5 protein-coding genes are annotated in these 12,990 nt (G+C 71.1%); 1 reads left to right on the forward strand and 4 read right to left on the reverse strand.

What is annotated here, in order from left to right:
• Positions 1–72: 72 nt before the first annotated feature.
• Positions 73–4,956 carry a glycosyl hydrolase family 18 protein gene (locus tag ACFWP2_RS11885; protein WP_380450228.1) on the reverse strand — a complete coding sequence of 1,628 codons (4,884 nt, stop codon included), beginning with the start codon at positions 4,954–4,956 and terminating at the stop codon, positions 73–75.
• A 425-nt stretch (positions 4,957–5,381) separates the two neighbouring features.
• On the opposite strand from ACFWP2_RS11885, the gene ACFWP2_RS11890 reads away from it, so the two are divergent.
• The gene (locus ACFWP2_RS11890; protein ID WP_380450229.1) at positions 5,382–6,614 is read left to right on the forward strand and encodes a hypothetical protein; all 1,233 of its coding nucleotides are present in this window, start codon (positions 5,382–5,384) and stop codon (positions 6,612–6,614) included.
• Between the two features lie 336 nt (positions 6,615–6,950).
• On the opposite strand, the gene ACFWP2_RS11895 is transcribed toward ACFWP2_RS11890, so the two are convergent.
• The 3 genes from ACFWP2_RS11895 to ACFWP2_RS11905 all read right to left on the reverse strand — a co-directional run bounded on the left by ACFWP2_RS11895 (position 6,951) and on the right by ACFWP2_RS11905 (position 12,961).
• The gene (locus ACFWP2_RS11895; protein ID WP_380450230.1) at positions 6,951–9,983 is read right to left on the reverse strand and encodes a hypothetical protein; all 3,033 of its coding nucleotides are present in this window, start codon (positions 9,981–9,983) and stop codon (positions 6,951–6,953) included.
• A 360-nt stretch (positions 9,984–10,343) separates the two neighbouring features.
• A complete protein-coding gene (locus ACFWP2_RS11900; RefSeq protein WP_380450231.1) occupies positions 10,344–12,530 on the reverse strand; it encodes an NACHT domain-containing protein in 2,187 nt (728 codons plus the stop codon).
• Positions 12,527–12,961 carry a hypothetical protein gene (locus ACFWP2_RS11905; RefSeq protein ID WP_380450232.1) on the reverse strand — a complete coding sequence of 145 codons (435 nt, stop codon included), beginning with the start codon at positions 12,959–12,961 and terminating at the stop codon, positions 12,527–12,529. The genes ACFWP2_RS11900 and ACFWP2_RS11905 overlap by 4 nt, the downstream gene beginning before the upstream one ends.
• Positions 12,962–12,990 lie beyond the last annotated feature (29 nt).

Genomic DNA, 12,990 nt, shown 5'->3' on the forward strand with positions numbered 1-12,990 from the left:
CCCGGAGGGTACTGGAACCGTGCCGGCCGGGAAGATCATTCACCTCGGCGGACGCGTCCGGTTCGCGCACGTCTAGGGAGTGGGACCGAGCCTCAGCCAGGCGTCACTCCTGCCCGGTTCGTCGGTGCCCTTGTTCCACCAGGCGGCCCGCCAGTAGTAGCCGTTCCAGGACACCGTCGAGGCCCAGGCGCCGCCGGTGTCCCCGGCGGTGACGGCGGTGCCGGGCGACGTGCCGCTGTCCTTCGGGGCGGCGAGGTAGGAGATCGCCGTCCACCAGTCGTCCCCGGCCGTGTATCCGCCGAGCGCGTACGCGCCACCGTGCTTCGGGCCGCCGCTGACGGTCTGGCCCGGCATCGGCTTGCCCTCGGTGGCCTTGTCCGTGCTCAGCGGCGCCAGGCGCCACCACTGTCCGACGCCGTTGTCGCAGTCGCGCACGCTCAGCGACGCCCGCGCGGCGTCGGCGCCCAGGCACTGGTCGTGTCCACCGGTGCCCGACTTGATCCGGTACCAGCCGGCGCCGCCGTCCTCGCTCACGGTCCACAGCTGGTTGGCGTTCCCGGTCTGCTTGTCCACCAGGTGCGCGGTGGTCCAGCCACCGGGGTGGTCGAGGACGTTCCCGCTGTTGCGGTCCTCGATGATCCACTTGTCGCCGGTCTGCCAGAACGCGAACGAGGGGTTCGGGTTGTACGCGTGCGGCTGCCAGGGCGCCGCCTGGCACCGCGCCCCGGAGGCGGCGGCCGGAGGGTCGACCCGGGTCACGTCACGGCGCTGGTCGCCGGTGCTGCCGAAGGTCGCACCCCCGATCCCGAAGGTGACGTTCGCCGGGCCGGTGACGGGCAGGTAGTACTTGACGTCGACGTCCTTGGACTTGCCGGCCGGGACGTCCTCGCAGTAGCCGAGGGTGATGGTGACCCGGTGGAAGTCGCCCTTCAGCCCGCCCGCGTTCGGCCCGGTGTGCCCGGGGCTGATGCCGCTCATCTCCTTCCAGGACCCGTCCTTCACCAGGGGCGGGGTGGAGGTCGGGATGTCGAAGGAGATCTCCGTCCCCTGGGCGAGGGCCACGGAGCTGTTGTTGGTGATGCGCAGCTTCGGCTGGAGCGGCCACATGTCCTTCACCGCCGTGGGGAAGTCGACCAGCTGGGCCGTCACGTCGATGACCTGTCGGGGCATGTCCTTGCCGCCGGCCTTCTGCGAGGAGTAGGCACCCGCTCCCCGCAGGGCGCTGTCCAGCCGGGTCGTCAGGTCGTAGCCCATGCCCCATTCGCCGTCGGCGCGCTTGGTGTAGTCGCCGGCGAGCTCCCAGATCATGGCGCCGCCGATGCCCTTGTCGACGATGTACCTGGCCTTCGCGTCGACGGACCTCTCGTTCTCCGTGCTGAGGAACACCTTGGTGGTGTCGTTCCACAGCCACGGGGACTGCGACACGTCGGCGTACTTCTCCGCGTAGCTGCCCGTCAGCCTGCCCCGGTCCGAGTTCGGGTCGACGCCGTAGGACTTCAGATAGCCCGGCGCGCGTCCCTCGGCGAGGTTCCTGGTGTGCCACAGCGGGTTGAACCCGGAGGCCGTCTCCTCGCCCGTCTGCGAGTCGTTGTCGTGCCAGATGTTGTCGATACCGGTCGCGCCGAGGCCGCAGGGCTGGGCGCCGGGAGGAGCGGCGCGGCCGCCCGTGCCCCGCGGGCACTGGGTCTGGTCGGGCATGGCCGACTCCCCCCACAGCCCGTCGCCGACGCCGCCCCGGACGTCGCGCCAGCCCCGCGAGTAGTACGGGATGCCGAGGTTGATGCGCCCGGAGGGCAGCATGCCCCGGTAGTAGTGGTACGCCCAGTCGGCGTTGAAGTAACCGGTCTTCTGGAACTCCGGGTTGGCGGTGGTGTCGTAGATGCCCGCGGCGGCGAGCTCGTTGTCGCGGCCGTCGTCGTAGAGCGGGGCCTGCGGACCGGCGTACTTGTTCCAGGAGCCGTGCAGGTCGTAGCTCATGACGTTCACGAAGTCCTGGTACTGGAGCGCCTGCCCGGCGTCGAGACCGCGGGTGAGGTAGCCGGACGCGGAGCCGGCGGAGGTCATCAGGTAGTAGCGGCCGCGCGCCGTGCCGGCCTGGTCCAGCTTCTCCCGCAGGGTCTTCATCAGGGCGACGTAGCTCTTCTGGAGCCCGCCGCGGCGGGAGTCGGAGACGGCCCAGTCGTCCGGGTTGCCCGTGGACGGGAGAGCGGTCGGGTACTCGTAGTCGATGTCGACCCCGTTGAAGTCGTACGTGCCCAGGAACGCCGTCACCGAGTCGGCGAAGGTGTCGATGCCGGCCTGGTTGACGCTGCCGTCGGCGTTGGTGGTCATCTCGTAGAAGCCGCGGGTGCCCGCCCAGCCGCCGACCGCGATGAGCGTCTTCACCGCCGGGTGCTTCCTCTTGTAGACGTTGAGCAGGTTGAAGTGCCCCTTGTACGGCAGGTTCGGGTCCATCACGTTCCTGTCCCCGGGCCAGGTCATTCCGGTGGCCGGGTTGTTCGGGTCGTTCACGTCGCCGACGCTGATCCGGTTCCCGTCCACCGTGGCGAAGGCGTAGTTGACGTGCGTCACCGTCGACCACGGGATGTTCGACGCGAGGTAGCGCGGATCGCCCTTCGCCCCGGTGCGCCACCCGGTGAAGTAGCCGACCACCCGGCGGGTGCGGTTGTTGCCGACCCACTCGCGGCCGCTGCCGTCGTAGACGTCGCAGTAGCGGGCGCTCACCCCCTGGGTGGCGGTCATCCCCTCGGGCCGGCAGTCGCCCGAGGAGGCGGGCTTCGCCCCCCGGTCGTCCGGCGAGTCGTCGAAGGGGGCTCCCGCGGAGTCCGGACCCCCGGGATCACCGCCGACGGTGCCGCCCTCCAGGTGCCACCGCTGCTCGGCGGCCCCGGCGCACTGCCAGAAGGCCAGGGCCTTGTCCTCGCCCTGGTCGGTCAGGCAGCCGCCGTCCGAGGAGACGAGCTGGTACGTCCGGCCGTCCAGGGCGTCCAGCTGCCAGCGCTGGTTCGCGGCACCGCCGTCCCGCCGGAGCGCGGTGTAGTAGCTGGTGCCGTCCACGGTCTGCGACCGGTTGCCGTTGGCGTCCAGCACCTGGTCGGGGTCGAGCGCCGAGCGGATCGCGAACCGGCCGTCGTCCTGGCGGTCCAGGTTCCACTGCTGCGCCGGGTTGCCGTTCCCGCCGAGGGCCTTGACCTTGGTGCCGTCGGCGGGGTTCGCCTGGTCGACGTCGGCCACCCGGCCGGTGCTCTCGTTGACCAGCGCGACGCCGGCCGCCGAGGGCGGGGGCGGCGGGGCGTTCGTGGGGCGGCCGTTGCCGTCGACCCGCGGGATCTTCGGCATGCCGGTGGTGTCGCCGGCGGATAAGATCGTGCCCTCCAGTGCGCCCCAGCGCAGGGCCGTGGGGCCGATGACGACGTCGCTGTCCGCCTCGCCGGCCGCGACGTATCCGCCGACCCACTGGTTGCCGCGGAAGAAGGAGGCGTAGGCCTTGTTGGAGAACTGCGAGCCCGGCCAGCGGACGGCCGCGTTGACCCCGTCGGTCCAGCCGGCCCGGGTCAAGGAGGTGAAGGCGGTGCCGATGGGGCCGGGCCCGTTGAGCACGCGGTCGGTGGAATGGCCGATGTTGACTTCCAGCGACACGTACGTGTCACCGTGGAAGAGGAAGACCTGGTTGTCCGCCACCGACAGGGCCGCGTCGACGCCCTGGGCGAAGGCGGTGCCGGCCAGGCTGTGCCAGCCGTCCGCGATCGTGGTGGGCGGCTTGGTCATCGTGGCCGTCCCCGTGCCGGGGTCCACCCTCATCCGCATGTACTGGTCCCCCTGGAACAGCATCACCTCGTCCGGGTCCTCCGGCAGCGTGAAGGCCGCGTCGAAGCCGTTCGCGAAAGGCGTGCCCGCCAGGACCGGCCACAGGTGGGTGATGGTGTCCTCCTTCCCTCCGGCCAGGCTGGGGCTGTTCGGGAAGTCCGCGATGCGGGCGACGAACGGCCCCTGGGTGAGGTAGACGTCACGGCCGGTGCTGAAGCTCGCGTCCACCAGCGGTCGGCTGCAGGAGAGCGAGCTGTCGTTCGACCGCGGTATCCGGCAGAGCGGACCACCGAACCCCTGGGCCTGGAGGACGGCCAGCCCGACGGCGGCCCCGACGGCGGTGTGCCAGGAGTTGGTCGGGTCCTGGTTGGCGTTCCACAGCGCCGTGCTCCGCGCGCCCCAGCTCAAGATCTGGCCCTCGAACTCATGGATGCGTGCCGGGTTCCCGTCGCCCAGCGCCCGCTGGATGTCGCCCCTGATGTTCCGGAACCGGCTGCCCTCGGACAGCGCTTCGACGAGGACCATCAAGGCGGTGCGGAACCACCGTGTGTCCTGCACTTCGTCCGCCGTACTCGGGCCGCCGGGGATGCCGACGTCCTCCAGCATTCCGATGGCGCGCCGCAGCGCGCCGGCATCGATGTTCACCCAGCTGTTCTCGAAGGTGAAGGGGTTGTCCCGGTTGTTGGCCTCGTTCCTGAGGCTGCCGTACGTCACGTCGATGCGATCGAGTTCGACATACCGGACCCGCATCTCACCTCGCCGCGGCACCTGCTGCTGCCTGAACCAGGTGTCGCGGGCGGCCCGCGCCTCGCCGATGCCCGTATCGTCCAGGCGGTAGAGCGTCTTCTCTCCGTTCCGGATGGTGTAGAAGCCGCAGATGTAGATGTCGTTCGGCGCGATGATCAGTCCCGTCTCCACACCCGGCACGGGGTCCTGGTTCGGGTGTCCCAGATCGAAGAGGTTGACCATCATGGGCCTCGGGTCGCCGAGCGTGATGTCGAAGTCCCCGCGGTACGGGCGGGTGAACCTCTCCCGCAGGAAGTCGAGGAACTGGGCGTAGCTACGAGCCAGTTCCGGCGCCTGGTCGGCGTGCGCCGGCCCGGTCGACCCGATGGGCAGCAGCAGGGCCACCAGCAGGACCACCAGCATCCGCCGGAGCCCTCCGATCAGCCCGCCGGACGGTGGTCCCCCTGGTGCCCGGCCAGGCCGGACGGTCGTTCGCAATCGCAGCATGCCGTCTCCAAAAGGTCGGTGACATTACCGCGGCAGAACGTACGAGGCACCAGTAGACAAGCGATGGACGGTGCCGGCCCGTTCGGCGCTCACCGCCCTGCTGCGCCGGCCTCCAGGGCCGGCACCGGAGCCTCCCCCTCACGCCATCCGCCGTACGACACAAGGGAGTTGCCCCGAAGCTCCTCCCCCGCCGCGGCCGCGCCGGCCCCGCCTCGACAGGGGTCGATCAAAAATGTTCTGATGATCACATCCATCGATCATCTTCTGAACACCACCTGATCGAAGATCAGAGGAATGGGGGTCCGGTGCGGACTGCTCGCGGCTCGGCCATCCTGTTGGCGATGGGGGTCCTCGGGGCCTCCGCCCTGGCGACGGGATGCTCCGGCACGCAGAGCAGACCCACGACCGCCAGCGGCACCACCCCGTCCGGCGCGTCCACCCCGGAGCCCAGCGCCACCACCGGCACCCCCGCCCCACCACCACCGGCCCCCACCCCCACCTGGGACGGCCAGGTCAAGGTGCTCGGCGACGGCTCCACCTCCTACACCGGCCCCCAGCCCAAGCAGCCCGTCCCCGAGAAGCTCAAGCCCGGCGAGAAGCCGCCCCAGTTCGTCGTCTTCTCCTGGGACGGGGCGCTGGAGGGCGACGAGCGCATGTTCTCCCGCTTCCGCAAGCTCGGTACGGAGAACAACGCCCAGATGACCTTCTTCCTCTCCGGCCTCTACACCCTCCCCAAGTCCAAGAGCACCCTCTACAAACCCCCGCAGCACAAGCCCGGCGACGCCTCCATCGACTACGCCACCGACCCCCACATCAAGGACACCCTCGAACAGCTGCGCCTCGCCTGGCTGGACGGCAACGAGATCGGCACCCACTTCAACGGGCACTTCTGCAACGCCAAGGGCGGCGGCGAGTGGAGCACCGAGGAGTGGAAGAGCGAGCTCGACCAGGCCGTCTCCTTCGTCACCAACTGGAAGACCAACACCGGCTTCAAGGACCTCCCGCCGCTCCCCTTCGACTACACCAAGGAACTGGTCGGCGGCCGCGCCCCCTGCCTGGAGGGCCAGAAGAACCTGCTGCCGGCCGAGAAGGCGGCGGGCTTCCGCTACGACGCCAGCTCCCCGGGCGAGTTCCAGGTCTGGCCCGTCAAGAAGGAGGGCATCTGGAACTTCCCGCTGCAGATGCTCCCCTACTCCGGCAAGTCGACCCAGAGCCTCTCGATGGACTTCAACTTCCTGGCCAACCAGTCCGGGAACACCACCAACGGCGACCCCAAGAAGTACGACACCTGGGAGAAGGAGACCCGCGAGAGCTACCTCGCCGGCTTCGAGCGCGTCTACAACGGCAGCCGCGCCCCGCTCTTCATCGGCAACCACTTCGAGTCCTGGAACGGCGGCATCTACATGCAGGCCATCGAGGACGTGATGAAGAGCGTGTGCAAGCGCGAGGGCGTCCGCTGCGTCTCCTTCCGCCAGGTCGCCGACTGGCTCGACGCCCAGGACCCGAAGGTGCTCGACCAGCTCCGCCAGCTCGACCCCGCCCAACCGGCCGACTGGACCCGCCTGGTCAAGTGACCGGGCGGAACCACCGGGAGGCCCGGTCACGGGATCCGGGAGCCCCGCGGCCTCCTACGGGCGATCGGGCCGGAGCGGTACGCGGCGTGCCCTGGTGAACTGCCGCCGTCCGGCGCCGGCGGCGAGCTCGCCGAGGCGCTCGCCTGCTCGGCGTGCCCACGGCGCCACGCTATCCGACTTCTCCCCCGGGCATTGCGCGAGCGGTCCGCACGCCTCGGCTGCCCCGCCGCAAGAGGCCGGGCAGCCGAGGCGGCCCGGCGACGGCGAGGGCGCCCTGCCGGCCGCTTCGCGGAGCGGTCGGCGGGGCGCCCTGTCGTACGGGCGGGCTGAGGGGCGTCAGCCCCAGTTACCCACGAGCGGGACGTCGCCCGGGTTGCCGAACTTCTTGCCGTAGATCACCAGGTTGGAGTTCTCGGCGGCCGCGTAGAAGTTCTGGTCACCGGGCCGGTAGACGCCGATGGTCTCCTTGCCGGTGCCGTCCCAGTCGCCCTTGATCGGGATGTCGCCGGGGTTGCCGAACTTGATGCCCGGCCGGACGTTCTCCGTCTGGTTGGAGTCGTTCAGGTAGAAGATCTGGGTCTGCGGGTCGTAGACGGCGACGGTGGTGGTGCCGTTGCCGTCCCAGTCGCCGACCAGCGGCTTCCAGCCCGGATTGCCCAGCTTGATCCGGTACTTGACGGTGGAGTTGTCGTCGGACAGGTAGAAGGTCTGGTCGCCGGGACGGTAGACGCCGACCGTGGTGCGACCCTGGCCGCTCCAGTCGCCGACCAGCGGGATGTCACCGGGGGCCCCGAAGAAGAAGGTGGCGGCGACGGTGGCGTTGTCGTTCGACAGCTGGAAGGTCGCGGTGTCGGGGTGGTAGACGCCGATGGTGTCGGTGCCCGGCCCGTTCCAGTGGCCCGTCAGCGGGACGGCGTTGCCGCCGCCGCCGAACACGGTCCGGCCGGTGTACCAGCCGTTGTGGGCGGCCTCGCCGAAGCTGCCGTCCGACGGCCGGTACACGCCCACCGAGGCGGGCGCCGGCGTGGGCGTGGCGTTGACCACGGCCCGGCCGATCCGCTGCTGCGCCGCGACGGTCAGCGGCACCTTGTTCGGCTGGTCCGGGCCGAGCCAGCGGAAGTTCTGCAGGTAGACGACGCGCGGGTCCTGCGCGGCGATCGCCCGGTACTCGGCGTTGTACGCCGCGACGTCGGCGTCGGTCTTGCCGGAGTAGCAGCCGTCGGCGACACCCTGCTCGTTGGTGGACTCCGGGAAGAGCATCAGGTGCTGGTCCGGCGAGGAGAGGAAGGTCTTCAGGTTCGCCAGGCGCCACTGGATCTCGCCGCGGCCCACGCAGTAGTAGTCGAAGCCGACGATGTCGACGGTGGACGGGATCGGCGCCGTCTGCTCGGCGTTCCAGTGGTCGAGGCTCATGATCAGCGTCTTGTCCGGGAACGCGGCCCGGATCTGCTCGGCCTGCGTCTGGACCTGTGCGGGGCTCAGGCCGTGCGAGTAGGCCTCGTCCGTCATGTCGACGGCGCCGATCTTGTCGATGTTCGACCCGATGCGCTGCACCAGGTCGAGGAGGTTCTGCGCGGCGTTCGGGTTCGGGTTGACCTGCCAGTCACCCGGCGTGCGCGGGACCACCGTCTCCTGGTTGAGGTCGATCACGCAGGCGGCCGGCAGGCACTGGTCCAGGAACTCCAGGCGGGTGTCCTGGTCGCGCAGGTAGTTGTTGAAGTTGGTCCACTGCGCCACCTCCGGCGCGTGGTTGGCGCTGTTGTTCGGCCAGTTCGGGTCCCGGATGTCGAAGAACCCGTAGTAGCCGAGCCCGCCCAGCATGGAGACCCGCAGGTCGTCCACCGTGGTGACCTGGCCGGCCGCCGAGTGGTGGGCGCCGAGCGAGACGTAGCCGTCGCGGGGCAGCTGGGCGGCGGTGCGGCCGGAGAAGACCGTCGTGCCGTTGACCTTCACGGCCGCCTGCTGCTTGTCGCCGGTCGCCAGCGCGACCGACACCTCGTAGGAGGCCGCCGCCGGGACGCCGGTCAGCGCGGTCGGCGTGCCGCCCTGGAAGAGCGTCAGCCCGCCGTCGGCCTGGACGCGCAGGCCGAGGGCGACGTCCTCGGCGTCCACGGCGCCCGTGCCGCCGGAGGCGTTGCTGACGGCGAGGGAGGCCCAGTCCTGGCCGGTGGTGCTGCCGACCACCGGGGTCAGGACGGCGTGCACCGTGTAGGCGCCGGTCTGGACGTCCGAGGTGGCCGGCTTGTTCAGGCGCACGGCCGAGGTGCCCTTGGGGAACGAGAGCACGTTCGGGTGGGCCGGGCTGTTGACCTGCACCGAGCCCGCCGGCGGGTTGAGGGCCAGGCCCTTGACGCCCGAGACGGCGGTGTAGTCGGCGGAGACCAGGCTCGGCTGGCGGGCGCTGAGGTCCTGGTTGAGGCCGAAGTCGGCGGTGGCGTTGGGCGCCCCGTCGAAGGTGTCGACGAGCGGCTTGGCGCTGCGGGTGGCGCTGGTGTCGACCTTGCTGACGTTCAGGCCGTGGCCGGCGCCGTCACCGAAGGTGGTGACGCTGTCCGGGTTGGAGAGGTAGGCGCCGAGGTAGAGGAACTCGCTGCCCGGCCAGCGGGTCACCCCGGCCGGCGCGGAGACGGTGAACGGGGTGCCGTTCACGGTCAGGGTGAGGGCGCGGTCGGCGCCGGTGGAGACGGTCAGCGAGACGGCGTACTGCGCCGTGGGCGCCACCGTGCCGGTCCAGAACGGGGTTTCGCCGCCGCCGTGGAAGAGGGCGAGCTTGCCGCCCGAGGTGACGGTCAGGCCGAGGTCGACGTCGCCGCCGGTCACGTAGCCCCAGCTGCGGTGACTGCGGGTCAGCACGACCGAGGCCCAGTCGTTGCCGCCGGTGTCACCGACGACGGGGTCGATCACCGTCGAGACGGTGTAGTGGCCGGTGCCGTCCGCGACGGCCGGCGCGCCGAGCATGACCGCGGAGGTGCCCTTGGCGAAGAGCAGCTTGTTGGGGTACTTCGGGTGGCTGGTCTGGACGAACCACTGGTCGGGCGCGACCGGGGTGTCCCAGCGGCCGGAGACCCGGGTGTACGAGATCCCGTGCTGACCGGCCGGCGGCGACTGACGGGCGTCGAGCCCGACGTTCAGCCCGTACATCGGGTCGGTGTCCTGGGACGGGTCCAGCTGGAAGGTGTCCGAGAAGGCGCGCGTGGTGTCGAGGTCCACCGGCGTCGGGCCGGAGCCGTCACCGGCCGAGGCGCCGGCCGGTCCTGCGGCGGGTGCGGCAGCCGCCGGGGTGGCTGCGAGGCCCGCGGGCAGCAGCGCCAGCGCGAGCGCCGAGGCCCCGGCCAGCAGGCCGCGGCCCAGGCGTTGAGTGAGTATCACCGAGTCTTCGTCTCCCGGTCGTCGAGTCGGCGGCGCGGGCGTGCGCCGCCGAGGGGAGAGCGGACACAGCGGTGTCGTAGCAGCTCAGCGACCTTCCCCCCGGGCGGGATCATAGAGGGTGGACACGAACGGCCACACCGAATACTCGGAGCGGCCGCGCCCTCGGCGGGGACGGCGGGACGGGGCGTCAGGCGTCGGGACCGGTGGGTCGGGGCGCCAACGGCCGGACGGCGCACCGGGCGTCGGGGCGCAGCCGGTGCGGGCCCGTGGTCCAGCCGCCCTCGCGGCCGCGCTCACCGGCACGACGGCCGCCGGCACGGCCTCCGCGGGGGCGCCGCCGCACGGACCGCCGAGGCGCGCTCAGCCCCGCGCCCGGGACAGCCCACCGGTGGCGTCGGAACGGCGTCGGCCGGTCGTCCGGGCGAAGTGCTGTTGGAGCCGGGCGTGGCGGAACTGGTAGACCGCGCCGACCTTGCGCAGGACTCCCCTCCCGTGGGCGTCTTCGAGGAACGTCATCGTTGCCCGGGGCAGTCGCCCGGTCAGCGGCAGCCAGATCCGCGCGAGGATCGTCCACTGGCCCCACGCAGTCAGGCTGAGCATGGTTCCGAACCCGGCTCCGAAAGCCGTGAGAACTCCGAACCTGAGCGCGAAGTCGACGTTCCAGTTCACCCCGACGCCCCAGAGGTTGTGATCGAGGACGGCCGAGAGGGGCATGATCCCGATCGCAACCAGGCCTCCGAGCACCGGTGCGAACATGAGCCACTGCAGGAAAACGGTCCTGCGGTTCATGCCCAGCAGGTCTCGGGGGTCAGGAGCGGACGCGATGGTGACGGGGGCTTCGAACCACGCCATCAGCGCCGCGGCGAGCCCTCCCGAGACGGCGAAAACGGCCCCGTAGACCACCGCGCCCACCAGTCCCACTCGGTACCAGCCGACGTGCCCGGAGTGCAGGGCGCTGCCGGCTGCCTCCAGGAAACCGATTCCCGCCCCGCCCGCGAGCCCGGCCGCGAGCCCGGTGCCGGCGCGCGCGAGGATCTCCGAACCGGATCTGGCACCCGCACCTGCGGCCCTTCCGGCGAGGCGTATCCGGATTCGCGACGGCTCCAGGGCCGCACCCCGGAGCACGAAGCCGATCCCGTACACGAGGGCGAAGGCCAAGAAGGCCGGGAGACCGTTGATCAGTCCGTCCAGCACCGCGAGGTCCAACGCTTCCGCGAGCCTGGACGTGAGGCCGCGCGGGGGCCCCGTGTCGTCGAGGAGGCTGCCGATTCCATCCACGGTGCCGGCGAAGAGGAAGACCCAGACCCCGGTCACGAGCCCGGTGAGGAGCATGCGCGGTACCAGTTGCATGGTGGTGCCCAGTTCCCACCAGGCGAGATCGGGCCGACCGCGCTGTTCGAGGTGCCGGGCGAGGTAACCGAGCCAGCGGGACACCCGTTCCGGATCCCGGTTCCGCTCCTCCCGGCGCCACCGGCCCGACGCCTTCCGGCCGGGTTGGGGCGGCGGCAGCGGGCCGACGGGATAGACCGAGGGGACCAGGGAGTCCAGCAGATGGCTCTCGATCGCCTCGGGGGTGGGGAAGCAGCTCTGGTCGGCGAGGTCCCCGGGGTGCCGACCCGGGGTCGGACGCTGGTAGGCGGTGCGGCACAGCCACAGCATCAACGGAACCGTCAGGACCGCGGCCGCGGGACAGGACGGATCCTCCGTCAGTGCCCGCGTGAGCGGGCGCCAGCGCTCCTGCTGCTGGGGTGTGGCGCTCCTGAGCAGGTACCGCGAGGCCTCCTCGACGGTCAACGGTTCGGCCTCGACCACGGCGGCCGACCGGAGCACCTCGGTGGAGTCGATCACCTCGGCGTAGTCCTCGGTCCGGCAGGTCAGGATCAGGGGGGTTCCGTCCTCGAGGGCGTTGAGCTTGTCCAGAGCCACCGGCCGCTCGGGGGCGGGCAGCTCGTCCAGGCCGTCGAGCACGGGCAGGATACGCCGGTCGCGGCGCAGGACCCGGACCACCTCAAGGCTCAGGTAGGGGTACTCGCGCAGCAGTTGCCGGTCCAGCCACTCGGTCAGGTGATCCTCCCGAGGCCGCCAGGAGGCGATCGACAGCAGGACCGGGACCGGATCTCCCTCGCGCATCCTCCGCAGCAGTTCGACCACCAGCAGCACAGCCAGCGTCGTCTTGCCGCTGCCGGGACCACCCAGCACGACCAGTCTGCGCTGTGGCAGGCGCCGGAACGCGTCGGCGAAGGAGGGCAGGTCCGCGACGTTTCCCTCGACGGCGTCGGGCGTCAGGTCCGGGTGGTCGCCGAACTCCCCACCGGGCCTGGCACACCATCGGACGGGAATCGGCGCCGGCCCGCGGAGGCCGCGCAGCGCTGCCTCCTGCCGCCACTGCGCGAGCACCACGTTCCCCAGCTGCTGCGCCGCCGTCTCCACCGGGTCGGGAAATCGAAGGGTGAAGTAGTTGTTCTGGACGCTGTTGGGGCCCCCGGTGATCGCGGTTGGGCCGTAGAAGACGGGGTTCGGCCCGCCATATTGCTCCGCACCGCTCATGAGGCCCCGAAGTGGTTCTCCTGATGACTGTGGTCACCGACCGTTATCGCGGTCGGCCCGTGGAACGTGTTCCCGGTCATCGTGTTCCCACCGCGCGCCGGAGCGGCGGCGGCCTCGGCCTCCCGGACCTCCGCCACGGCCGTCTGCAGCATCCCGGCGAATCCGGGGTCGCTCTCGGTCGCCTCCTCCAGGGCCAGCTGCAGCCGCTGCCGGGTGCGGCCGGTCGGCTCCGCCAGGCCGGATTCGGCTTCCTCGACCATCAGCTCCAGGGCTGGATCGGCGCCCAGGCGGGCCGCAACCACCTCGTGCAGGCGGTCCATTCCGGCGTCCAGCGCCTGGTCGACCTCCGCGTCCGCCCGGCCCGCCACCCGCTTCGCCTTGCGCGCCGCCCACGCGAAGAGGATGCCGACCGCCAGCTCCACGCCCACCATGTTCGCTCCCTTTGCAGGACACGTTTCGT

Origin of the sequence: Kitasatospora sp. NPDC058444 (genome assembly GCF_042721415.1) — a bacterium.
Taxonomy (GTDB): Bacteria; Actinomycetota; Actinomycetes; order Streptomycetales; family Streptomycetaceae; genus Kitasatospora.